Raw genomic sequence first — 21,871 nt, forward strand, 5'->3', positions numbered from 1 at the left:
TGCGCAGCCAGTTGTTCAGAATTGGTCGGTTTTCCGCTAAACTGTGCCGCCTGTTTTTGCCTGAGAAAGAACATGTCAATGCGTGTCGCCGATTTTGCTTTTGAACTGCCCGAATCCCTGATTGCTCACTATCCCCAGGCGCAGCGCAGCGGCTGTCGTCTGCTGTCGCTCGACGGTCCCAGCGGTGCGCTGTCGCACGGTGTTTTCACCGACGTGCTGGATAAGCTGAATCCAGGCGATCTGCTGGTGTTCAACAACACCCGCGTGATTCCGGCGCGCGTCTTTGGCCGTAAAGCCAGCGGCGGCAAAATCGAGATGCTGGTGGAGCGGATGCTCGACGACAAGCGCGTGCTGGCACATGTGCGCGCCTCAAAAGCGCCAAAACCGGGGGCAGAACTGCTGCTGGGCGAAGATGAGAGCGTGAAAGCGACCATGGTGGCACGTCACGATGCCCTGTTTGAGATCGCGTTTGATGATGAGCGCGCGGTGCTCGACATCCTCAACAGCGTCGGCCACATGCCTTTGCCGCCGTATATTGACCGTCCGGATGAAGAGGCGGATCGCGAACTTTACCAGACGGTTTACAGCGCCCGTCCTGGTGCTGTGGCGGCGCCGACCGCCGGTCTGCACTTCGATGAACCGCTGCTGCAGGCACTGAAAGAGAAGGGCATTGATATGGCCTTTGTGACGCTGCATGTCGGTGCTGGCACCTTCCAGCCGGTGCGTGTCGAGACCATCGAAGAGCATCACATGCATGCGGAGTATGCCGAAGTGCCGCAGGAGGTTGTCGACGCGGTGCTGGCCTGTAAAGCGCGCGGCAATAAGGTGGTTGCTGTCGGCACCACCTCCGTTCGTTCGCTGGAGAGCGCCGCCAAAGCGAGTCAGGATGCCCTGATTGCGCCGTTCTTCGACGATACCCAGATTTTCATCTATCCGGGCTATGAGTATCAGGTGATCGATGCACTGATCACCAACTTCCACCTGCCCGAATCGACTCTGATTATGCTGGTCTCGGCGTTTGCCGGTTATCAGCACACCATGGCCGCGTACCGCGCAGCCGTGGCTGAGCAATATCGTTTCTTCAGTTATGGCGACGCGATGTTTATCAGCAAAAATCCGCAGGCGCCGCTGGAAAAAGTGGGCGACTGATTTATTAACCGATAGCCGGAATCGCCTGTCGTGCGAATGAAGGTTATCTGCATCGGACTGTTTCTCCGATGGAGGCTTTGTGAAATTTGAACTTGATACCACAGACGGGCGCGCACGCCGTGGCCGTCTGATTTTTGATCGCGGTGTGGTGGAAACCCCTGCGTTTATGCCTGTTGGCACCTATGGCACTGTTAAAGGCATGACGCCGGAAGAAGTGCAGGAGACCGGCGCGCAGATCATTCTGGGCAATACCTTCCACCTCTGGCTGCGTCCCGGCCAGGAGATCATGAAACTGCATGGCGATCTGCATGACTTTATGCAGTGGAAAGGGCCGATCCTGACCGACTCCGGCGGCTTCCAGGTCTTCAGCCTGGGCGACATCCGTAAAATCACCGAAGCGGGCGTGCATTTCCGTAACCCGATCAACGGCGACCCGATCTTCCTCGATCCGGAAAAATCGATGGAGATTCAGTATGACCTCGGTTCCGACATCGTGATGATTTTCGATGAATGTACGCCCTATCCGGCGGACTGGGACTACGCCAAACGCTCCATGGAGATGTCGCTGCGCTGGGCGCGACGCAGCCGTGACCGTTTCGACAGCCTGGGAAATAAAAATGCCTTATTTGGCATTATTCAGGGCTCGGTTTACGAAGATTTACGAGATGTCTCGGTGAAAGGTCTGGTAGAGATTGGCTTTGATGGGTACGCTGTGGGCGGCCTGGCGGTGGGTGAGCCTAAGCAGGACATGCACCGTATTCTTGAGCACGTCTGTCCGCAGCTTCCGCAGGATAAACCGCGTTATCTGATGGGTGTCGGCAAGCCAGAAGATCTGGTTGAAGGCGTCCGTCGCGGCGTCGATATGTTTGACTGCGTGATGCCAACCCGTAATGCGCGAAATGGTCACCTGTTTGTAACCGAAGGTGTAGTGAAGATTCGCAACGCCCGCTACAAAGATGACACTGCGCCGCTGGATGCGGAGTGTGATTGTTACACCTGTCGCAATTATAGCCGTGCCTACTTGTATCATCTCGACCGTTGTAACGAAATACTGGGCGCGCGTCTGAATACTATTCACAATTTGCGCTACTACCAGCGTCTGATGGCTGGTTTACGCCAGGCCATCGAAGAGGGTAAATTAGAGCGCTTTGTAACTGAGTTTTACCAACGGACGGGCAAAGAAGTTCCGCCATTAACGTCTGATAATTCATCAATGAGGGAAATTTAATGAGCTTATTCATTTCTGACGCCGTGGCCGCAGCAGGCGCTCCGTCTCAGGGAAGTCCGTATTCTCTGGTGATCATGCTGGTGGTGTTTGGTCTGATTTTCTATTTCATGATCCTGCGTCCGCAGCAGAAACGTGCGAAAGAGCACAAGAAGCTGATGGATTCCATCTCTAAGGGTGATGAAGTGCTGACCAGCGGTGGCCTGGTAGGCCGCGTAACGAAAGTCTCTGACACGGGCTACGTAGCTATTGCGCTGAATGACACCAATGAAGTCGTCATTAAACGTGATTTCGTCGCCGCCGTGCTGCCGAAGGGCACTATCAAGGCGCTGTAATTCTTTCTTCCCTAAGGGAACTGCCGTGTTAAATCGTTATCCTTTGTGGAAGTACGTAATGCTGGTCGTCGTGATTCTCGTCGGCCTGCTCTATGCGCTTCCCAACCTGTATGGTGAGGATCCGGCCGTTCAAATCACTGGTGCGCGCGGAAGCGCCGCCAGTGAGCAGACGTTGGATCAAATTCAGTCCGTATTGAAACAAGACAATATCCAGAGCAAATCTGTTGCGCTGGAAAATGGTGCGATTACCGCGCGCTTCAATAATACGGATGTGCAGTTACGCGCCCGTGAAGCGATCATGAAAGCGCTGGGTGAAAACTACGTTGTCGCGCTGAACCTTGCGCCCGCCACGCCGCGCTGGCTGACGATGCTGTCAGCAGAGCCGATGAAACTCGGTCTCGATTTGCGTGGTGGTGTGCACTTCCTGATGGAAGTGGACATGGACACCGCGCTCAGTAAGCTGCAGGAGCAGAATGCTGACACGCTGCGTAGCGACCTGCGCACTAAAAATATCCCCTACACCAACGTCAATAAAATCGCGAACTACGGCGTGGAAATTCGTTTCCGTGACGCTGCCAGTCGTGATGCGGCGATCTCCTGGCTGAGTTCCCGTCATCAGGATCTGGTGATCAACAGCAGCGGCAGTGATGCGCTGCGTGCCACCATGAGCGATGCCCGTCTCAGCGAAGCGCGTGAATATGCGGTTCAGCAGAACATTACGATTCTGCGTAACCGTGTAAACCAGCTGGGCGTAGCTGAACCACTGGTTCAGCGTCAGGGTTCCGATCGTATTGTGGTTGAGCTACCGGGTATTCAGGATACGGCGCGCGCCAAAGAGATTCTGGGTGCCACCGCGACGCTGGAATTCCGTCTGGTTAACACCAGCGTGGATCCTACTGCGGCGGCCAGTGGGCGTGTACCGGGTGACTCTGAAGTGAAAGATATGCGCGATGGCCAGCCGGTCGTGCTCTACAAGCGGGTAATTCTGACCGGTGACCATATCACCGACTCAACCTCCAGCATGGATGAGTACAACCAGCCACAGGTGAACATTTCACTGGATGGCGCAGGCGGTAACATCATGTCCAACTTCACTAAGGACAACATCGGCAAGCCGATGGCGACCCTGTTTGTGGAGTACAAGGACAGCGGTAAAAAAGATGCCAACGGTCGTTCAGTTCTGGTGAAACAGGAAGAGGTGATTAACGTCGCTAATATCCAGTCTCGCCTGGGGAACAGCTTCCGCATCACCGGTATCAATAACCCGAACGAAGCGCGTCAGCTGTCGCTGCTGCTGCGTGCCGGTGCGTTGATTGCGCCCATCCAGATTGTGGAAGAGCGTACTATCGGGCCGACCATGGGTCAGCAGAACATTACTCAGGGTCTGGAAGCCTGCCTGTGGGGTCTGCTCGCCTCGATCCTCTTTATGGTGGTGTTCTATAAAAAGTTTGGTCTGATTGCGACGAGTGCGCTGCTGGTTAACCTGGTGCTGATTGTCGGCATCATGTCCCTGCTGCCTGGCGCGACCCTGACCATGCCCGGTATTGCCGGTATCGTGTTAACGCTGGCGGTGGCAGTTGATGCCAACGTACTGATTAACGAACGTATTAAAGAAGAGCTGCGAAACGGGCGCTCGGTTCAGCAGGCAATTCATGAAGGCTACAAAGGCGCCTTCTCCAGTATTGTCGATGCGAACGTGACCACCCTGATCAAAGTTATCATTCTTTACGCGGTCGGCACCGGTTCGATCAAAGGCTTTGCGATTACCACCGCAATTGGTATCGCGACCTCAATGTTCACCGCGATTATCGGTACCCGTGCCATTGTTAACCTGGTTTACGGTGGCAAACGCATCAACAAGCTGTCTATCTGAGGAGTGCGTTGTGGCACAGGAATATAACATTGAGCAGTTAAACCACGGGCGTAAAGTCGTCGACTTTATGCGCTGGGATAAGCTGGCCTTCATCATTTCGGGACTGCTGATTGTGGCCGCGATTGCGATCGTGGGCGTGCGTGGTTTTAACTGGGGCCTTGATTTCACCGGGGGTACGGTGATTGAGATCGCGCTGGAGAAACCCGCCGATCTGGACACGCTGCGTAGCGAACTGGTGAAAGCGGGCTTTGACGAGCCGCTGGTGCAGAACTTTGGCAGCAGCCGTGACGTCATGGTGCGTATGGCACCGGTTACCGGCCCGGCAGGTACCGAGTTAGGCAATAAAGTGGTGTCGGTGATCAACCAGACTACGCAGCAAAACGCCACCGTTAAGCGCATTGAGTTCGTGGGGCCGAGTGTGGGCAGCGACCTGGCGCAGGCGGGTGCGATGGCCCTGCTATCGGCGCTGATTGCGATTCTGATCTATATCGGTTTCCGCTTTGAGTGGCGTCTGGCACTGGGCACCGTGCTGGCGCTGGCGCATGACGTGATCATCACCTGCGGCCTGCTGGCGCTGTTCCGCATTGAAATCGACCTGACGATTGTTGCCTCGCTGATGTCGGTAATTGGCTACTCGCTTAACGATAAAATCGTGGTCTCTGACCGTATTCGCGAAAACTTCCGCAAGATCCGTCGCGGCAGTTCTTACGATATTACGAACGTATCACTGACCCAGACGTTAAGCCGTACCCTGATTACCTCACTGACGACGCTGGCGATGATCCTCATCCTCTTCATATTTGGTGGTGCGCTGCTGAAAGGCTTCTCACTGACCATGCTGATTGGTGTGACGATTGGTACGATCTCATCCATTTATGTCTCTTCGGCGCTGGCGCTGAAGCTGGGCATGAAGCGTGAACATATGATGGTGCAGAAAGTCGAGAAAGAGGGCGCCGATCAGCCTTCTATCCTGCCTTAATCGCGCGTCAGTAATAAAAACGGGCAGCCTTTTGGCTGCCCGTTTTTTTTGCACCACGGTTAAGGGTTAGCAGGTGCCGCAGGGGAGGTCTGGGACGGGGTGGCAGCGGACACGTTATGCACGCGGACATAACCCAGTTGCTCCGGGGTCAGGCCACTGAGACGCAACGGGATCGTCGCCGAATGCTGCGGCAGCAGCGAGGCAGGCACCGCGACCGTCTGAGTCAGACTGTCACTGCTCAGCGGTTTACCGGTCGCCGGGTCGAGTTCACCCCAGATCACCGTCGCATGCAGGGCGGGCAAAGGCCGATCGTCCATTGAGCGTACGGTCAGGGTTGCCCGCGAGCCGCTGGCTTCTGCAGTGACAGGGGAGAGCGTCAGTCTCAGCGTGCCGAGCTGAGTCTGCAACGCCACTGGCGTGTTCGCCTGTGGCACCAGCCAGGCACCTTGCTGCAACTGGCTGTTAAGCTGCCCCTGAATCTCCAGCGCGCTGGCCTGTGTGGTCAGATGCTGCATCTGCTGATTGAGCTGACTCACTTCCTGGTGCAGCTCTCTGACCTGCGGGTTACCTGCACTGCTACTGCAGCCGCTCAGCGCCACCAGTGAGAACGCCACCGGAACCCAAACCATCCTGCTCATAAGTGATCCTTGTCCGTTATTTTGGAATACGTAAAACCTGGCCAGGATAGATCTTATCAGGATGGGTGAGCATTGGCTTATTCGCTTCGAAAATCTTGTTATATTCGTTAGCGTTGCCATAAACCTGTTTAGAAATAGCGCTCAGCGTGTCGCCTTTTTTTACGGTATAAAGCTCTGACTCGGCCGCGCTGTCTGTCACGGTGACCTTGTCTTCCACTTTCGTGATGCCTGCCACATTACCTGCCGCGATCAGAATCTTCTCTTTCAGTTCCTGAGAAAGGCCATCGCCGGTCACGGTGACGGTATCACCATTAACTTTTACGTCCACCTTGTCGCTGTCTGGCAAGCCGAGCTTGTTGATGTGATCCTGTAGCTTTTTATTCTGGTCTTCACCGCCATGTACGGCGTCCCAGAGTTTTTCACCGGCTTCTTTCACAAAGTTAAACAGACCCATACAACCTCCAATGTGTTAGTGGAAAATTTTAATTGCCGCTCTTAAAGCGTAGTCCCTTTTGCCGCAGACGAAATTTAGCATCGTTTATCCTGCGATGAGAAGCCCACGAAAGACACGGAAGAGATTTTGTTGATTCACAGTTCGCGCTACACTGTGTGGCCCATCACTCTCGCGTCAGGAAACGTCATGCATTGCCCATTCTGCTCCGCTGTCGACACCAAAGTGATTGATTCTCGTCTGGTTAGTGAAGGCTCCTCGGTGCGACGCCGTCGCCAGTGTCTGATGTGTCATGAACGCTTCACCACCTTTGAGGTGGCGGAACTGGTGATGCCCCGCGTGGTGAAAAGCAATGATGTACGCGAGCCTTTCAATGAAGACAAAATGGCCAGCGGGATGATGAAAGCGCTTGAGAAGCGTCCGGTCAGCGCTGACGCGGTGGAAAGCGCCGTAAACCATATTAAAACGCAGCTGCGCGCCACTGGCGAACGTGAGATCCCCAGTAAGCTGATTGGCAATCTGGTGATGGATGAGCTTAAGAAGCTCGATAAAGTCGCCTATATTCGCTTCGCCTCGGTTTACCGCAGCTTTGAAGATATTCGCGATTTTGGCGAAGAGATCGCCCGGTTACAGGATTAAAGTATGGACGAACGCTACATGGCGCGTGCGCTGGAACTGGCGCGACGCGGCCGTTTTACGACCATGCCGAACCCGAATGTCGGCTGTGTGATTGTGCGCGATGGCGAAGTCGTGGGTGAGGGCTGGCATCAGCGTGCCGGTGAACCCCATGCTGAGGTCTACGCGCTGCGCATGGCTGGCGAGAAAGCGCGTGGCGCAACTGCCTATGTCACGCTGGAGCCGTGCAGCCATCATGGCCGCACGCCGCCCTGCTGTGATGCGCTGATCGCCGCAGGTGTAACCCGTGTCGTCGCCGCTATGCAGGACCCGAATCCGCAGGTCGCGGGGCGCGGACTGCACCGTCTGCATCAGGCGGGCATTGACGTCAGCCATGGTCTGATGATGCAGGAAGCAGAAGCACTGAATCGCGGCTTCCTCAAGCGCATGCGCACCGGCTTTCCCTGGATTCAGCTTAAGCTGGGCACATCGCTGGATGGCCGCACGGCCATGGCCAGTGGCGAAAGTCAGTGGATCACCTCTGAGGCTGCACGCCGTGATGTGCAGCGTCTGCGGGCGCAAAGCGCCGCCATTCTCAGCAGCAGCGCCACGGTGCTGGCGGACGATCCCTCTCTGACAGTGCGCTGGTCTGAACTCAATACCGACAGCCAGGCTCTGGTTGATGAACAGCAACTGCGTCAGCCGGTACGTGTGATTATCGACAGCCAGAATCGCGTGACGCCGCAGCATCGGCTCATCTCCCAGCCGGGCGAAACCTGGCTGATGCGTCATCAGCCGGATCAGCAGCACTGGCCCGCCAGCGTGACGCAAATCGCCGTTCCGCTGCGCGAACAGCACCTGGATCGGGTGGCGATGATGATGCTGCTGGGACAGCGACAGATTAACAGCGTCTGGGTTGAAGCGGGTGCCACGCTGGCTGGTGCCCTGTTACAGGCCGGGCTGGTGGATGAACTGATCGTTTATCTGGCACCTAAGCTATTAGGCCATGAAGGACGCGGCTTGTGTCAGCTGCCGGGGCTCAGCCAGCTGGCTGACGCGCCTGCGTTCCGTTTCAGCGATGTCCGGCAGGTCGGTGACGATTTACGTCTGACCCTGACACCGCAATAGCATGCCCGGAAAAGCGAGAGCACGCCGCCTAAGAGTATGATAGAATCCGCCCCCCTGCGCGGGGCCAACCAAACCCCTGAAAGGATAAGTATGAAAGTTATCGAAGCTGCTGTTGCAACGCCTGAGGCCAATGTTGCCATCGTCATCGCGCGTTTTAACAACTTCATTAATGACAGCCTGCTGGATGGCGCAGTTGATGCCCTGAAACGTATCGGCCAGGTCAAAGATGACAATATCACCGTAGTCTGGGTGCCGGGTGCCTACGAACTGCCGCTGGCAGCCCGTGCCCTGGCAAACACCGGCAAATATGATGCGATTATCGCACTCGGCACCGTTATTCGTGGTGGCACTGCGCACTTCGAATATGTGGCGGGTGAAGCCAGCTCCGGTATCGCCAGCGTTGCCATGAACAGCGACATTCCTGTCGCGTTCGGCGTGCTGACCACTGAAAGCATCGAGCAGGCCATTGAGCGTGCCGGCACCAAAGCGGGTAATAAAGGTGCTGAAGCGGCGCTGACTGCGCTCGAAATGATTAACGTATTGAAAGCCATTAAAGCCTGATTTTTGTAAGGGGAATTTTGTGAAACCTGCTGCTCGTCGTCGCGCCCGTGAGTGCGCTGTTCAGGCGCTTTACTCCTGGCAGTTGTCGAATAACGACATTGCCGATGTGGAATACCAGTTTCTGGCGGAACAGGACGTCAAAGACGTCGACATTACCTACTTCCGCGAACTGCTGTCCGGTGTGGCGACCAACAGTGCGTATCTGGATGGATTGATGAAGCCTTATCTGTCGCGTCAGCTCGAAGAGCTGGGCCAGGTAGAAAAAGCTATCCTGCGCATCTCGCTGTATGAGCTGAGCAAACGTGATGATGTGCCCTATAAAGTGGCCATCAACGAAGGCATTGAGCTGGCGAAAGTCTTCGGTGCCGAAGACAGTCATAAATTTGTCAACGGCGTGCTGGATAAAGCCGGTCCACAAATTCGACCCCATCGCAAATAAACAAAAAGGCCGGCTTGCCGGCCTTTTTTCATGAAGAGTTAAGCGGAACGCAATTATGTCTTGTGGTGAATTTGAACTCATCGCACGCTACTTCAACCGCAGAACACGCAGCCGCCGTGATGTCGAACTCGGCATCGGTGACGATTGTGCGTTACTTAGCGTGCCGGAAAAACAGACGCTGGCGATCAGCACCGATACCCTGGTCGCGGGTGTGCACTTCTTACGGGATATCCATCCTGCCGATCTGGGCTACAAAGCGCTGGCTGTGAATCTTAGCGACCTTGCTGCCATGGGTGCCGATCCCGCGTGGCTGACGCTGGCCTTAACGCTGCCGCAGGTCGATGAGAGCTGGCTCTCCGCCTTTAGCGAAAGCCTGTTTGAACTGCTGGAATATTACGACATGCAGCTGGTGGGTGGCGACACGACCCGTGGCCCGCTGAGCCTGACGCTGGCGATTCACGGTCTGGTGCCGCAGGGCCGCGCCCTGAAACGCTCCGGTGCGAAGCCGGGCGACTGGATCTACGTGACCGGCACGCTGGGTGACAGCGCGGCGGGTCTGGCGCTGTTACAGCATCACTGTCGCATCAGCGATCCAGCGGTGCATGAAGCGTTGATTAAACGGCATCTGCGCCCAATGCCACGCATTCTGCAGGGCCAGGCACTGCGTTCGCTGGCCTCTTCAGCCGTGGACCTTTCCGATGGCCTGATTTCCGATCTCGGCCACGTGCTGAAAGCCAGCGGCTGTGGTGCAAGGCTTAACCTGGATGCGTTGCCGCTGTCGGCGGCGCTGCGTGACCATTTCGACCCTGAGCAGGTATTGCGCTGGGCGCTGAGTGGCGGAGAAGATTACGAACTCTGCTTCACCGTGCCGGAAGTGAATCGCGGTGCGCTTGATGTGGCGCTGGGGCATCTGGGCGTGCCTTATACCTGCATCGGACAGATAGCACCGGAATCAGAAGGCTTAACGCTGCTGGATAATGGCAAGCCCGCCACGTTCCATCATAAAGGGTTTGATCACTTTGATACTAAATAACGACGTGGCGAAGAGCCGCCTGCGGATGAGCAATCCCTGGCATCTGCTGGCCACCGGTTTCGGCAGCGGATTAAGCCCGGTCGTGCCTGGTACCATGGGATCGCTGGCGGCCATTCCATTCTGGTGGCTGATGACCTTTCTGCCGCAGGATCTCTATTCGCTGGTTGTGCTGGTTGGTATCTGCGTCGGTGTCTATCTCTGCCATCGCACCGCCAAAGATATGGGCGTACACGATCACGGCAGTATTGTCTGGGATGAGTTCATCGGCATGTGGATTACGCTGATGGCGATTCCGGTTAACAACTGGCAATGGGTACTGGGCGGCTTTGTCGTGTTCCGTATTCTTGATATGTGGAAACCCTGGCCGATTCGCTGGTTTGACCGCAATGTACATGGCGGCATGGGCATTATGGTGGATGACATTATTGCTGGCGTGATTTCTGCGGCGATGCTCTATGGCTTTGGGGTCTGGCTGGCGGGTTAAACGTCGATGCTAAACGCATGATAAGAGGTGACGCCCGGGCAGGGCGTCACGTTCTGGTTTTATTCAAATCCCACCGCCTGATGCGGCTGATAGACCTCTTCCAGCAGGGTAATCTCTTCGTCACTCAGCGTGACATCCACTGCCTTCACCAGATCCTCAAACTGCTCTGCGCGCGATGCACCAATAATCGGTGCCGTAACGGCAGGCTTGCTCAGAAGCCAGGCCAGCGCCACCTGCGCCCGCGTCACGCCTTTGCTTTCCGCTACCTGTGCCAGCCGCTCTGCAATCACGGCATCATTCGCTTCGGTATTGTCATAGAGCTTCGCCATCACCTGGTCGGAGGCGGAACGCGCGGTGTTTTCCCCCCACGGGCGGGTCAGCTTACCGCGCGCCAGCGGACTCCAGGGCAGCACGGCGATCTGTTCTTTCAGGCAGAGCGGATGCATTTCACGCTCCTCTTCGCGCTGAATCAGGTTGTACTGATCCTGCATGCTGACAAAGCGATGCCAGCCCTGTTCCGACTGCATCTGCAACGCCTGAGCAAACTGGCTGGCGTGCATTGACGAGGCACCGATATAACGGGCTTTGCCAGACTGCACTACCTCATGCAGCGCTTCCAGCGTCTCTTCCAGCGGCGTGTCATAATCCCAGCGGTGAATCTGCAGCAGGTCCACATACTCCATGCCAAGACGCTGCAGGCTGTCATCAATCGATTGCAGAATATTTTTGCGCGAGAGTCCCTGTGAGAGATTGGTCAGCGGAAAATAGACTTTGGTGGCGACCACGATCTCTTCACGGTGGGCGAAATCTTTCAGCGCCCGGCCCAGGATCTCTTCACTGCTGCCATCGGAGTAGCTGTTGGCGGTATCAAAGAAGTTGATGCCCGCGTTCAGCGCCTGCTGGATCAGCGGACGGCTGCTTGCTTCAGGCAGCGTCCAGGCATGATTACCGCGCGTTGGCTCGCCATAGGTCATACAGCCAAGACAGAGACGCGACACCTGCAGATCGGTAGTACCCAGTTGAATCGTTTTCATGGTGGAGGCTCCTGCGAAAGTGCAAAGGTTACAGCATAGCAGGATGTTGCGCTCCCCAGGGGGGAGCGCAGAGAGGAGAAGTTACTGCGCCAGCCAGCGGGCGATCTGTTGCTGAATGCCTTCGGCGTCCAGCAGATAGTCATGACGCACTTCATCCTGCGTGCCCTGCGGGATGAACTCATCGGGCAGGCCAATGTTCAGTACCGGAACGGCCAGCCGTTTCGCCATCACAAACTCATTTACGCCGCTGCCCGCACCGCCTTTGATTGCGCCTTCTTCCAGCGTAATCAGCGAGTCGTGGGTTTTAGCGAGCTCGGCGATCAGCGCCTCATCCAGCGGCTTCACAAAGCGCATATCAACCAAAGTTGCATTCAGCACTTCCGCCGTGGCGGCTGCTTCTGGCAGCAGAGTACCGAAGTTCAGAATCGCCAGCTTTTCACCCTGACGTTTCACGACTGCTTTACCCAGCGGCAGACTCTGCAGCGGAGCCAGCGGCGTGCCGATACCGGTGCCGCGCGGATAGCGCACTGCACTTGGGCCAGCCTGATGGTGATAGCCGGTGTAAAGCATCTGTCGACACTCATTCTCATCGCTCGGCGTCATGATCACCATATCCGGCACGCAGCGGAGATAGGCGAGATCAAACGCGCCCTGGTGAGTCTGACCATCCGCGCCAACAATACCACCGCGATCGATAGCAAACAGGACCGGCAATTTCTGGATAGCGACGTCGTGGATCAGCTGATCGTAGGCGCGTTGCAGGAAGGTCGAGTAGATGGCCACAATGGGTTTATAGCCGCCAATCGCCATACCGGCCGCGAAAGTCACCGCATGCTGCTCGGCGATCGCCACGTCAAAATATTGCTTCGGGAATTCACGTGAGAAGGCCACCATGCCGGAGCCTTCACGCATCGCTGGCGTAATCGCCATCAGCTTCGGATCGTCGGCGGCCATTTCACACAGCCAGTTGCCGAAGATTTTAGAGTAGCTCGGCAGACCTTCTGCGCTTTTCGGCAGTTCGCCAATCGCCGGGTCAAATTTAGGAACGGCATGCCAGGCAATCGGATCTTCCTCTGCCGGGGCGTAGCCTTTACCTTTCTTCGTCATGATATGCAGGAACTGCGGCCCTTTCAGGCTGCGCATGTTGCTCAGCGTATTGACCAGCGTCAGCACATCGTGACCATCAACCGGGCCGATGTAGTTAAAGCCCAGCTCTTCAAAGAGCGTGCCCGGCACGACCATGCCTTTGAGATGCTCTTCGGTGCGTTTGACCAGCTCTTTGATTGGCGGCAGATTTGTCAGCACCCGTTTACTGCCTTCGCGCAGTCGTGCGTATGTTTTACCCGACAGGATCTGCGCCAGGCGATTATTCAGCGCGCCGACGTTTTCGGAGATCGACATCTCGTTGTCATTGAGGATGACCAGCATGTCCGGCTTAATATCACCAGCATGGTTCATCGCTTCAAACGCCATGCCTGCGGTAATCGCACCATCGCCAATAATACAGGCGGTACGACGGCCCTGACCTTCACGTTCTGCCGCAGCGGCCATGCCCAGACCGGCACTGATTGAGGTCGACGAGTGACCGACGCTCAGGACGTCATATTCACTTTCACCGCGCCACGGAAACGGGTGTACGCCGTTTTTCTGACGGATAGTGCCGATGCGATCGCGGCGACCCGTCAGAATTTTATGCGGATAAGCCTGATGACCTACATCCCAGACCAGATGGTCAAACGGGGTGTTATAGACATAATGCAGCGCGACCGTCAGTTCAACCACGCCCAGACCCGATGCAAAATGGCCGCTGGAGCGGCTCACACTGTCTAACAGATACTGACGCAGTTCATCACACAGCGCAGGCAACTTCTCTTTCGGCAGGGCGCGTAGCGCCTGAACGGTGTCTGCCAGCGCCAGTGTCGGGTATTTAGCAATATCAAAACTCATCAGAGACTCATTATGGAAGTTATTTGTCGCGTTCAATTATGAAGCTCGCCAGCGCCTGCAGTGCTGTGGTGTTATAGGAGTGCGCAGCGAGCAATTCTAAAGCATCAAGAGCTTCCTGATACAAATCCCGCGCCTTGGCACGAGCATTTTCAAGGCCTAACAGTGAAGGATAGGTGCTTTTCCCCAGATCCTGATCGGCACCCTGGCGTTTTCCGATCACCGCTGTGTCACCGATCACATCCAGAATGTCGTCCTGCACCTGAAATGCGAGACCAATCGCCTCTGCATAGCGGTCGAGCAGCGGCAGCGCTTCGCGGCCCGCATCGCCTGCCGTTAATGCGCCTAAGCGCACCGCTGAGCGGATCAGCGCGCCAGTTTTATGGCGATGGATCTGTTCCAGCTGATCAAGATCGACGGATTTGCCTTCCGCCGCTAAATCCAGTGCCTGCCCGCCACACATCCCGGCTACGCCGCTGGCTTTTGCCAGTTCGGAGAGCATCAGCAGACGGTATTCGGCGCTGACACCGGGCATTGCTTCATCGGCCAGAATGGAGAAAGCCAGCGTCTGCAGGGCGTCACCCGCCAGAATCGCAGTGTCTTCGCCATATTTAATGTGACAGGTTGGCTGCCCGCGACGCAATGCATCATCGTCCATCGCAGGGAGATCGTCATGAATCAGAGAGTACGCATGAATGCATTCAACTGCGGCGGCAGGGGCATCCAGACTCGCCGGATTGGCGTGGAGCATTTCGCCGGTCGCGTAGACCAGAAAAGGACGCAGACGTTTACCGCCTAATAATGCCCCATAATGCATGGCATTCACCAGAGGAGAACTCTGAAAAGGAAGTGGCTCTATAAAACGCGTCAGCGCGGCGTTGACCTGCTGCTGATAGGCGTCGAGTAAGCGGGCAAAATCCATTAGTCGTTTTCCGGCATGAAAGCAGTGAGGTCGGCATCTTTATCATCGTTCAGCAGAATGCGGACCCGCTGTTCAGCCTGCTGCAGCGTCTGCTGGCCATTCCGCGCCAGCTGCACGCCGCGTTCAAATTCGTTCAGGGCTTCTTCCAGCGGCAGTTCACCACTTTCCAGACGGCTGACAATCTGCTCCAGCTGCTGCAATGACGTTTCAAAGCTGGCTGGCTGTTCGGCTTTTTTCGGCATATTTCGTGTCGACTCACGGTTGGGACATTATCTCGCAATCGGTCATGGTAGCTGAGACCCTATGATTAGCAAAATAATCAATGCGGCGGCTGATGAAGAAGCAGTCACCTGACAAAGGTGATATACTCCCGCGCCTCGGATGCGGTTGCGCCTTGCAGCCCGCAATTTTGTGATTTTACCAGCTAAGTGCCGCCTGTTTTAGCACTTATTTGCCCAACGAAGCTGTATCGCCATGAAGTTTATCATCAAGTTATTTCCTGAAATCACCATCAAGAGTCCGTCGGTGCGTTTGCGCTTTATCAAGATTCTTGCCAGCAATATCCGCAACGTCCTGAAAACCGTCAGCGACGACATCGCCGTTGTGCGCTTCTGGGATCACATTGAAGTGCGGTCAAAAAATGCGGCGCTGGCTGACATTATTCCCGATGAGCTTTCCCGCATTCCCGGTATCCATCACGTTTTAGCGGTTGAAGATCGTGAGTACACCGATATACATCACATCTTTGAGCAGACGTTAACGCAGTATCGCGACACTCTTGAAGGCAAGAGCTTCTGCGTACGTGTGAAACGTCGCGGTAAGCATAGCTTCAGTTCACAGGATGTAGAGCGCTATGTGGGCGGCGGCCTGAATCAGCATATTGAAAGCGCCCGCGTGCAGCTTAAAAACCCTGACGTGACGGTGAACCTTGAAGTTGAAGAGAATCGCCTGACACTGGTGACTGCACGTTACGAAGGTCTGGGTGGTTTCCCAATCGGCACGCAGGAAGATGTGCTGTCGCTGATTTCCGGCGGTTTCGATTCCGGCGTATCCAGTTATATGCTGCTGCGTCGTGGCAGTCGCGTGCATTACTGCTTCTTTAACCTTGGCGGTGCCGCGCATGAGATTGGCGTGCGTCAGGTTGCGCACTATCTGTGGAATCGTTTTGGTCGTTCACACCGCGTGCGCTTCGTGGCGATCAATTTTGAGCCGGTCGTCGGTGAGATCCTCGAAAAAGTGGATGACGGCCAGATGGGCGTGGTGCTGAAGCGCATGATGGTGCGCGCTGCTTCGACGATTGCTGAACGCTACGGCGTGCAGGCGCTGGTCACGGGTGAAGCGGTGGGGCAGGTGTCGAGCCAGACGCTGACCAACCTGCGACTGATTGATAACGCATCCGATACGTTGATTCTGCGTCCGCTGATTTCTCATGACAAAGAGCACATCATCAGAGTTGCCCGGGAGATCGGCACCGAAGATTTCGCCAGCACGATGCCGGAATATTGTGGTGTGATCTCAAAAAGCCCAACGGTGAAGGCGGTGAAGGCGAAGATTGAAGCGGAAGAGCAGAATTTCGACTTTGCGATTCTGGATCGGGTGGTGGAAGAAGCGACCAATGTCGATATCCGTACTATTGCTGAGCAGACAGAAGAGGAGGTGGTTGAAGTTGAGACCGTCGCGCTTCTGAGTGACAACGACGTCGTGCTGGATATCCGCTCTATTGATGAGCAGGAAGAGAAGCCACTGACGCTGAACGCTACAGAAGTGAAATCACTCCCATTCTATAAACTCAGCACGCAGTTTGGCGATCTCGATCAGAACCGGACCTGGCTGCTTTACTGCGATCGCGGTGTGATGAGCCGTCTGCAGGCGCTTTATCTGCATGAGCAGGGTTTTAAGAACGTTAAAGTTTACCGCCCGTAGTCACCATGTTGAGCCAGTCAGTGCCTGTTCAGGTCTGACTGGCTTTCTCGTTTTAAGCCTTTCTATCTAAGACTGAGTCTTTACGCCTGATAGTCATAAATGCCGGGAGCCAGCACCAGCTGTGCAGCTACCTCACGCGCCATCTCTTTTCCCACCAGCAGATCGATTAACTTCAGCGCAAAATCCATTGCGGTACCTGGCCCCTGGCTGGTCAGCAGATTGACGCGCGGATCCCAGACGACACGCCGCTCCATCCACTTTTCCTCCGGAATTGTCTCTTTCAGACCAGGAAAGCCTGTCATATTGCCGACCGGAAAGAGATCGTGAGGGATCAAAACCGTGCCTGAGGCTGCGCATATTGCCGCGACAATCTTCTCATTGAGGTGAAACTGACGCACCGTTTCGACTAACAGCGGACTGTCACGGAAGGTCTCAGCCCCTTTAAGGCCACCGGGCAGCACAATGGCGGCGAAATCATTGTCGGCGACTTCAACCAGCGTGACATCAGTCAGCAGACGAACACCGCGCGAGCAGACAATCTCACGGCTGCCATCGCTTTCGACGCTGGCGGTAACAACCTTCAGCCCGGCCCGAACCAGCAGGTCGATGGTGGTGACAGCTTCTGTTTCTTCACTGCCATGTGCCAGGCAAACCAGCACCGATGCGTTCGCGGTCATAATGGGACTCCTTGCGTTTTACAATGTCATACAGACGGGTATTCTCCGTGAGCACCAGGCCGTGCGTCCGGGCGCGGCGTAGCAGAAAGCCGCTGATATAGTCGATTTCGGTGAGCCGCTGGGCGCGAACGTCCTGCAGCATGGAAGAGGTGTTGGCCGCAGTGGTTTCGATCACGTCGAAGATGATGTCCTGCAAACTGTCACTGGCCACGTTCTGGCCTTCACGCTCCATGACCCAGCTGATCTCTTCGCACAGCTGCGCGATCTGCTCCGGATACGCGCGCAATGCCCCGTTCTGGCACTCATACTCCACGCTGAGCGGGTTAATGACACAGTTGACGGCCAGTTTGCGCCAGCAGGCCGCCCGGATATTGTCATGCCAGGCAACGTCGGGCAGGGCAGGGTGCAGTATATCGGCGAGATCACTGTAAGCGGCACTTTTGCGGTTACCGGGACCAATGTGGGTGATGCCACTGGCGATGTGCTTGATGACGGTGCCATCACGCATCGCCGCATGCGTGGTGACGCCACGCAGGAGTGGCTGAGTCAGCCCTTTCAGTTCCTCCAGCGTGCCCATACCGTTGTGCAGCAGCAGCACCGGGCAGTTTTCTGGCAGCACACTTTCCAGATTCTTCACGGCGGGTGAGACCTGTGGCGCTTTGAGTGTGACCAGCAGCAGCTGACTTTCCGCCAGAAACAGCGGATCGTTGGCGATAAATGTGCGATTCGAAATGTTGCCCTGTGGATCAATCACATTGGCTGAGCAGTAAGGCTGCGGCACGCGCAGCCATCCCTGTACTTCATGTCCCTGGCGGGCAAGCGCTGTCAGCCAGACCTGACCCAATGCACCGCAACCTAACACGGTAATTTTCATGCTGCCTCCCGCTGGCGGGCTAGCCATCTGTTATTTACTGTCACACCTACATTATAGCGTTGTGTGCAGCCTGATTTTATTTAGCACCTTAAGACGCGTATTATGCATGTCACTTTAGCGTCAGGAGAAGAAGAGATGCCATCTTTCGATATCGTTTCAGAAGTCGATCTGCAGGAAATTCGCAATGCGGTGGAGAATGCCAACCGTGAAGTGTCTACCCGCTTCGATTTCCGCAACGTGAGCGCCGAGTTTGAGCTCAACGAAAAGAATGAAACCATCAAAATCACCAGCGAGTCCGATTTTCAGGTTAAGCAACTGGTCGATATTTTGCGAGAGAAGTTGCTGAAGCGTGGGATTGAAGGCGGTGCTTTAGAGGTGCCGGAAGAGATTGAGCACAGCGGCAAGAGCTGGGCGGTCGATGCCAAACTGAAGAAAGGCATTGAAAGCGACGTGGCGAAGAAGCTGGTGAAGCTGATCAAAGACAGCAAGCTGAAGGTGCAGACCCAGATTCAGGGTGAAGCGTTGCGTGTGACCGGTAAAGCGCGTGACGATTTGCAGGGTGCGATGGCGATCGTGCGCGGCAGCAATCTGGGCCAGCCGTTCCAGTTTAAGAACTTCCGCGATTAAGTGGGGGAGGCTGTTTTTTTGGCCTGAATGCAGTGATAAAAAACCCGGCTCAGGCCGGGTTTTTTGTTATCTACCGCGTGCGCGTGCGCGCTTCTAACTATCTGAATTTGAAAAACTTAGTCTGAGATATTTATGTGCTCGCACCTTGCTTATATCGCTTTGTGAGATGGATGTCGTCTGGAACATCGCGTTCAGGCTCAGGAAGCCTGTGCCTTTCGCAAAGACGCAAAAGCGCCATCCATGGCTGGCTCAGCGCGGGCCATCCCTGGCCCGCGATGCTTTGCTACAGGCACAGGCTCCCATCGCTTTAAGCTGATTAGTGGTCTGTAAGAAGGATTGTGCTGGGTGATATTTACTCAGAAATTTAAATGCGGCTGAACCTGGCAGCAACGCAAAAGCTAAAGGGCCGCAGGGAACACGGGCAGAGGAGGAAAGCGTCCCGCGCCAGGACGGCGCGGGCCGAGCATGCCACGGATGGCGGCTTTTGCGTCTTTCCGATCTGAACGTGTTCCCTGAGCCAGCTCGATCCTGAAGCGAAACGAGCTGACGTTATCACTAAACTTTTTAAAGCTAGCAACTCCCCAGCAGCGCTTCCAGCTCAGGCCGGCTGGTGACCTTACTATCAATTTTGATATACGCGCTCTTCTCTTCCGGCACGATAAACACGGAATTAACGCCTTTCTGAGCCTTCAGACGCTGCTCCAGATTCGGCACAGCCAGTGCAGCATCACTCAGCACGATGCGCAGGCTGCTGACATAAGGCGGCTCCTGCATCGTCATGCTGACAAACAGCCAGGCTGCGGCCACCATCGCGCCCACCAGGAATACGGTCTGTGCATCGAAATGACCAAACACCCAGCCACCCATGCTGCCGCCAACGGCCACACCCAGGAACTGGCTGGTAGAATAAATCCCCATCGCCGTACCTTTGTATCCTGCAGGCGACTCTTTACTGATCAGCGAAGGCAGAATCGCTTCCATCAGGTTGAAGGCGAAGAAGAAGAGCTGAACACCCACCACCAGCGTCCAGAAGTGGCCCTCTGCACCCCAGAGCACGATCTCCGCAATCACAATCATTCCGACACAGCCGACAAAGACACGCTTCATGCGGCGCTTCACTTCGGCATAAATGATGAAGGGGACTACGCCAGCAAAAGCGATCAGCATGGTGGAGAGATAGACTTTCCAGTGTTCGGGTGCCGGGAAACCGGCCTGTTCAAACTGCCCTGGCAACGCAACAAAGCTCGACATCAGCAGGACGTGCAGGCAGAAAATACCAATATTGAGTTTCACCAGACGCGGGTTAGCCATCACTTTGCGGAAGCTGCCTTTCACCATGCCCGATTCACGGTTCAGGACATGATTGGAGGCAGATGGCACTACCAGCAGGGTAATCACGATGCCCAGCGATGCCAGGATCGCAATCATCCAGAACAACGCATGCAGACCCAATGCATGAGTCACAACCGGACCGACCACCATCGCAATCGCGAAGGTCACACCAAAACTGATGCCGATAAACGCCATCGCTTTGGTGCGGTTCTGCTCGCGGGTTAAATCGGATAACAGTGCCATCACGGCAGCGGCAATCGCGCCCGAGCCCTGTAATGCGCGGCCCAGTATAATGCCCCAGATGGAGTCGGTGCAGGCTGCGATAACGCTGCCCAGAACAAACAACAGCAGTCCGCCAACGATCAACGGCTTGCGGCCGATGCGATCAGAGAGCAGACCAAAAGGAATCTGAAATATTGCCTGGGCAAGGCCATAGATGCCAATCGCCAGACCAATTAAGGTTTCACTCGCGCCCTGTAATGCCATGCCATAAGTGGTCAGTACCGGCAGGACCATAAACATTCCAAGCATTCGCAGGGAAAAGACCGTACCGAGGCCCCATGTGGCGCGCAGCTCCACCGGAGTCATTTTATTATCGTTCATTCCAACCTCTGTTAATGTGCTGCTTTTATTCTAGGGGGCGGGGCAGGGCGGGTAAAACAATAGTTTTTAAGCAGTGGTAACAAAAAGAAAGGGCGCGAAAATCGCGCCCTTTTCATGCTGTATCGGTGCCGGTTACCAGACGTAGGTCAGCAGGTCCTTCGAAGCCGGAGCCATCGAATCTACTGACATCATCACGCTCAGTGCGGTGATGGTCACGATAGAGAAGACAAACAGCTTACGCGCCCAGACACGGTCATCTGCGGTTTTATAACCCGATAATGCCATGCCCAGCCACCAGACGCTGACCGCAGCGGCCACCACCAGATATTTGTAGCCTGCGTAACCGCCCAGCGTCAGCATCAGCGTGGCAATCATAAACGCCAGGATATAGAGCGTAATATGATTCTTCGCGACGGAAATGCCTTTCACCACCGGCAGAACCGGGATGTTCGCTGCCTGGTAATCTTTAAAGCGGAAGATAGCAATCGCGTACGAATGCGGCATCTGCCACAGGCTAAAGATCGCCAGCAGGATCAACGCGCCAGCATCAAACTGGTTAGAGACCGCGCAGTAGCCGATAACTGGCGGCGCAGCACCTGACAGACTGCCAATCAGCGTTCCGTAAACGGAATTACGCTTCATGTACAGGCTGTAGATGCCCACGTACACCACGAAGCCCATCACCGCCAGCCACATGGCCAGCGGATTAGCACCGAAGTAGAGCAACGCAAAGCCAGCAATACCCAGCACAGTGGCATAAACCAGGCTTACTTTCGCGGAGATAAGGCCTTTTACCAGCACCCGATTCCTGGTTCTCTCCATCTTGATGTCGATGTCGCGGTCAATCACGTTGTTGAAAACACAACCCGATGCAACCACCAGTGACACGCCCACCAGGGTGATGAGAAACAGGGCGTAATCCGTGTTGCCTTTGGAGGCCAACAGGAATCCGCCGATCACAGAAATTAAATTCCCGAAAATAATTCCTGGTTTTGTAACTTGCAGGTATTGCTTAAACATTACGC

At 55.5% G+C, this 21,871-nt stretch carries 23 protein-coding genes; 13 read left to right on the forward strand and 10 right to left on the reverse strand.

Annotated features, from left to right (window positions below):
- Positions 1 to 78 precede the first annotated feature (78 nt).
- From queA to secF, 5 genes are all read left to right on the forward strand, one after another.
- The gene (gene queA, locus N1689_RS00545) at positions 79 to 1,149 is read left to right on the forward strand and encodes a tRNA preQ1(34) S-adenosylmethionine ribosyltransferase-isomerase QueA (protein ID WP_222925495.1); all 1,071 of its coding nucleotides are present in this window, start codon (positions 79 to 81) and stop codon (positions 1,147 to 1,149) included.
- Between the two features lie 79 nt (positions 1,150 to 1,228).
- Positions 1,229 to 2,377 (forward strand): tRNA guanosine(34) transglycosylase Tgt, encoded by a 1,149-nt coding sequence (tgt, locus tag N1689_RS00550; RefSeq protein ID WP_033731739.1) that lies wholly within the window; start codon positions 1,229 to 1,231, stop codon positions 2,375 to 2,377.
- Positions 2,377 to 2,709 (forward strand): preprotein translocase subunit YajC, encoded by a 333-nt coding sequence (gene yajC, locus N1689_RS00555; RefSeq protein ID WP_009091760.1) that lies wholly within the window; start codon positions 2,377 to 2,379, stop codon positions 2,707 to 2,709. Before tgt ends, yajC begins: the two co-directional genes overlap by 1 nt.
- 25 nt (positions 2,710 to 2,734) lie before the next feature.
- On the forward strand, positions 2,735 to 4,582 hold the full coding sequence (gene secD, locus N1689_RS00560; RefSeq protein ID WP_222924435.1) for a protein translocase subunit SecD: 1,848 nt from the start codon (positions 2,735 to 2,737) through the stop codon (positions 4,580 to 4,582).
- 10 nt (positions 4,583 to 4,592) lie between these two features.
- On the forward strand, positions 4,593 to 5,561 hold the full coding sequence (gene secF, locus N1689_RS00565) for a protein translocase subunit SecF (RefSeq protein WP_013356971.1): 969 nt from the start codon (positions 4,593 to 4,595) through the stop codon (positions 5,559 to 5,561).
- Positions 5,562 to 5,620: 59 nt separating this feature from the next.
- On the opposite strand, the gene N1689_RS00570 is transcribed toward secF, so the two are convergent.
- The gene (locus tag N1689_RS00570) at positions 5,621 to 6,199 is read right to left on the reverse strand and encodes a DUF3251 domain-containing protein (RefSeq protein ID WP_161735270.1); all 579 of its coding nucleotides are present in this window, start codon (positions 6,197 to 6,199) and stop codon (positions 5,621 to 5,623) included.
- A 16-nt stretch (positions 6,200 to 6,215) separates the two neighbouring features.
- The gene (gene lysM, locus N1689_RS00575; RefSeq protein WP_161735268.1) at positions 6,216 to 6,653 is read right to left on the reverse strand and encodes a peptidoglycan-binding protein LysM; all 438 of its coding nucleotides are present in this window, start codon (positions 6,651 to 6,653) and stop codon (positions 6,216 to 6,218) included.
- Between the two features lie 186 nt (positions 6,654 to 6,839).
- Between lysM and nrdR the strand changes: the two genes are divergently transcribed.
- The 6 genes from nrdR (at position 6,840) to pgpA (ending at position 10,910) form a co-directional block, all read left to right on the forward strand.
- Positions 6,840 to 7,289: a transcriptional regulator NrdR gene (gene nrdR, locus N1689_RS00580; RefSeq protein WP_009091750.1), complete on the forward strand. Its 450-nt coding sequence runs from the start codon at positions 6,840 to 6,842 to the stop codon at positions 7,287 to 7,289.
- Between the two features lie 3 nt (positions 7,290 to 7,292).
- Entirely contained in the window at positions 7,293 to 8,393 is a 1,101-nt protein-coding gene (gene ribD / locus N1689_RS00585) for a bifunctional diaminohydroxyphosphoribosylaminopyrimidine deaminase/5-amino-6-(5-phosphoribosylamino)uracil reductase RibD (protein ID WP_260057612.1), read from the forward strand.
- A gap of 90 nt (positions 8,394 to 8,483) precedes the next feature.
- The gene (gene ribE, locus N1689_RS00590) at positions 8,484 to 8,954 is read left to right on the forward strand and encodes a 6,7-dimethyl-8-ribityllumazine synthase (protein ID WP_161735265.1); all 471 of its coding nucleotides are present in this window, start codon (positions 8,484 to 8,486) and stop codon (positions 8,952 to 8,954) included.
- 19 nt (positions 8,955 to 8,973) lie between these two features.
- Complete coding sequence (gene nusB / locus N1689_RS00595; protein WP_009091744.1) at positions 8,974 to 9,393, forward strand: transcription antitermination factor NusB; 420 nt, start codon at positions 8,974 to 8,976, stop codon at positions 9,391 to 9,393.
- A gap of 55 nt (positions 9,394 to 9,448) precedes the next feature.
- Positions 9,449 to 10,426: a thiamine-phosphate kinase gene (gene thiL / locus N1689_RS00600; protein ID WP_161735263.1), complete on the forward strand. Its 978-nt coding sequence runs from the start codon at positions 9,449 to 9,451 to the stop codon at positions 10,424 to 10,426.
- Entirely contained in the window at positions 10,371 to 10,910 is a 540-nt protein-coding gene (gene pgpA, locus N1689_RS00605; protein ID WP_161735261.1) for a phosphatidylglycerophosphatase A, read from the forward strand. The genes thiL and pgpA overlap by 56 nt, the downstream gene beginning before the upstream one ends.
- Positions 10,911 to 10,969: 59 nt before the next feature.
- Here the strand turns inward: pgpA and N1689_RS00610 are convergent, their stop codons facing one another.
- From N1689_RS00610 to xseB, 4 genes are all read right to left on the reverse strand, one after another.
- Positions 10,970 to 11,944 carry an aldo/keto reductase gene (locus tag N1689_RS00610; protein ID WP_161735259.1) on the reverse strand — a complete coding sequence of 325 codons (975 nt, stop codon included), beginning with the start codon at positions 11,942 to 11,944 and terminating at the stop codon, positions 10,970 to 10,972.
- An 81-nt stretch (positions 11,945 to 12,025) separates the two neighbouring features.
- Positions 12,026 to 13,891 carry a 1-deoxy-D-xylulose-5-phosphate synthase gene (gene dxs, locus N1689_RS00615; protein WP_161735257.1) on the reverse strand — a complete coding sequence of 622 codons (1,866 nt, stop codon included), beginning with the start codon at positions 13,889 to 13,891 and terminating at the stop codon, positions 12,026 to 12,028.
- 19 nt (positions 13,892 to 13,910) lie between these two features.
- On the reverse strand, positions 13,911 to 14,810 hold the full coding sequence (ispA, locus tag N1689_RS00620; RefSeq protein ID WP_161735255.1) for a (2E,6E)-farnesyl diphosphate synthase: 900 nt from the start codon (positions 14,808 to 14,810) through the stop codon (positions 13,911 to 13,913).
- Complete coding sequence (xseB, locus tag N1689_RS00625; protein WP_161735253.1) at positions 14,810 to 15,052, reverse strand: exodeoxyribonuclease VII small subunit; 243 nt, start codon at positions 15,050 to 15,052, stop codon at positions 14,810 to 14,812. Before xseB ends, ispA begins: the two co-directional genes overlap by 1 nt.
- Positions 15,053 to 15,284: 232 nt before the next feature.
- On the opposite strand from xseB, the gene thiI reads away from it, so the two are divergent.
- On the forward strand, positions 15,285 to 16,733 hold the full coding sequence (gene thiI / locus N1689_RS00630) for a tRNA uracil 4-sulfurtransferase ThiI (protein WP_260057617.1): 1,449 nt from the start codon (positions 15,285 to 15,287) through the stop codon (positions 16,731 to 16,733).
- Between the two features lie 80 nt (positions 16,734 to 16,813).
- Here thiI and yajL read toward each other — a convergent pair whose 3' ends face one another.
- Positions 16,814 to 17,410 carry a protein deglycase YajL gene (gene yajL, locus N1689_RS00635; protein WP_161735249.1) on the reverse strand — a complete coding sequence of 199 codons (597 nt, stop codon included), beginning with the start codon at positions 17,408 to 17,410 and terminating at the stop codon, positions 16,814 to 16,816.
- The gene (gene panE, locus N1689_RS00640) at positions 17,364 to 18,284 is read right to left on the reverse strand and encodes a 2-dehydropantoate 2-reductase (protein ID WP_260057618.1); all 921 of its coding nucleotides are present in this window, start codon (positions 18,282 to 18,284) and stop codon (positions 17,364 to 17,366) included. Before panE ends, yajL begins: the two co-directional genes overlap by 47 nt.
- A gap of 135 nt (positions 18,285 to 18,419) precedes the next feature.
- Between panE and N1689_RS00645 the strand changes: the two genes are divergently transcribed.
- Positions 18,420 to 18,911, forward strand: a complete 492-nt coding sequence (locus tag N1689_RS00645; protein ID WP_003852530.1) for a YajQ family cyclic di-GMP-binding protein — start codon at positions 18,420 to 18,422, stop codon at positions 18,909 to 18,911.
- Between the two features lie 570 nt (positions 18,912 to 19,481).
- On the opposite strand, the gene N1689_RS00650 is transcribed toward N1689_RS00645, so the two are convergent.
- Together N1689_RS00650 and cyoE are read right to left on the reverse strand one after the other, a co-directional pair.
- Positions 19,482 to 20,846, reverse strand: a complete 1,365-nt coding sequence (locus N1689_RS00650) for an MFS transporter (protein ID WP_253421213.1) — start codon at positions 20,844 to 20,846, stop codon at positions 19,482 to 19,484.
- A 132-nt stretch (positions 20,847 to 20,978) separates the two neighbouring features.
- The gene (cyoE, locus tag N1689_RS00655) at positions 20,979 to 21,866 is read right to left on the reverse strand and encodes a heme o synthase (protein WP_010255394.1); all 888 of its coding nucleotides are present in this window, start codon (positions 21,864 to 21,866) and stop codon (positions 20,979 to 20,981) included.
- Between the last annotated feature and the right edge of the window lie 5 nt (positions 21,867 to 21,871).

This window comes from Pantoea sp. XY16 (assembly GCF_025153065.1).
GTDB classification, from domain to species: Bacteria; Pseudomonadota; Gammaproteobacteria; order Enterobacterales; family Enterobacteriaceae; genus Pantoea; species Pantoea alfalfae.

Excerpts from the sequence above, each read along its gene's own strand:
- queA (WP_222925495.1), top strand. The coding sequence starts at position 79 with ATGCGTGTCGCCGATTTTGCTTTTGAACTGCCCGAATCCCTGATTGCT.
- yajC (WP_009091760.1), top strand. The coding sequence starts at position 2,377 with ATGAGCTTATTCATTTCTGACGCCGTGGCCGCAGCAGGCGCTCCGTCT.
- N1689_RS00570 (WP_161735270.1), bottom strand. The coding sequence starts at position 6,199 with ATGAGCAGGATGGTTTGGGTTCCGGTGGCGTTCTCACTGGTGGCGCTG.
- lysM (WP_161735268.1), bottom strand. The coding sequence starts at position 6,653 with ATGGGTCTGTTTAACTTTGTGAAAGAAGCCGGTGAAAAACTCTGGGAC.
- nrdR (WP_009091750.1), top strand. The coding sequence starts at position 6,840 with ATGCATTGCCCATTCTGCTCCGCTGTCGACACCAAAGTGATTGATTCT.
- ribD (WP_260057612.1), top strand. The coding sequence starts at position 7,293 with ATGGACGAACGCTACATGGCGCGTGCGCTGGAACTGGCGCGACGCGGC.
- ribE (WP_161735265.1), top strand. The coding sequence starts at position 8,484 with ATGAAAGTTATCGAAGCTGCTGTTGCAACGCCTGAGGCCAATGTTGCC.
- thiL (WP_161735263.1), top strand. The coding sequence starts at position 9,449 with ATGTCTTGTGGTGAATTTGAACTCATCGCACGCTACTTCAACCGCAGA.
- pgpA (WP_161735261.1), top strand. The coding sequence starts at position 10,371 with ATGGCAAGCCCGCCACGTTCCATCATAAAGGGTTTGATCACTTTGATA.
- N1689_RS00610 (WP_161735259.1), bottom strand. The coding sequence starts at position 11,944 with ATGAAAACGATTCAACTGGGTACTACCGATCTGCAGGTGTCGCGTCTC.
- dxs (WP_161735257.1), bottom strand. The coding sequence starts at position 13,891 with ATGAGTTTTGATATTGCTAAATACCCGACACTGGCGCTGGCAGACACC.
- ispA (WP_161735255.1), bottom strand. The coding sequence starts at position 14,810 with ATGGATTTTGCCCGCTTACTCGACGCCTATCAGCAGCAGGTCAACGCC.
- xseB (WP_161735253.1), bottom strand. The coding sequence starts at position 15,052 with ATGCCGAAAAAAGCCGAACAGCCAGCCAGCTTTGAAACGTCATTGCAG.
- thiI (WP_260057617.1), top strand. The coding sequence starts at position 15,285 with ATGAAGTTTATCATCAAGTTATTTCCTGAAATCACCATCAAGAGTCCG.
- yajL (WP_161735249.1), bottom strand. The coding sequence starts at position 17,410 with ATGACCGCGAACGCATCGGTGCTGGTTTGCCTGGCACATGGCAGTGAA.
- panE (WP_260057618.1), bottom strand. The coding sequence starts at position 18,284 with ATGAAAATTACCGTGTTAGGTTGCGGTGCATTGGGTCAGGTCTGGCTG.
- N1689_RS00645 (WP_003852530.1), top strand. The coding sequence starts at position 18,420 with ATGCCATCTTTCGATATCGTTTCAGAAGTCGATCTGCAGGAAATTCGC.
- N1689_RS00650 (WP_253421213.1), bottom strand. The coding sequence starts at position 20,846 with ATGAACGATAATAAAATGACTCCGGTGGAGCTGCGCGCCACATGGGGC.
- cyoE (WP_010255394.1), bottom strand. The coding sequence starts at position 21,866 with ATGTTTAAGCAATACCTGCAAGTTACAAAACCAGGAATTATTTTCGGG.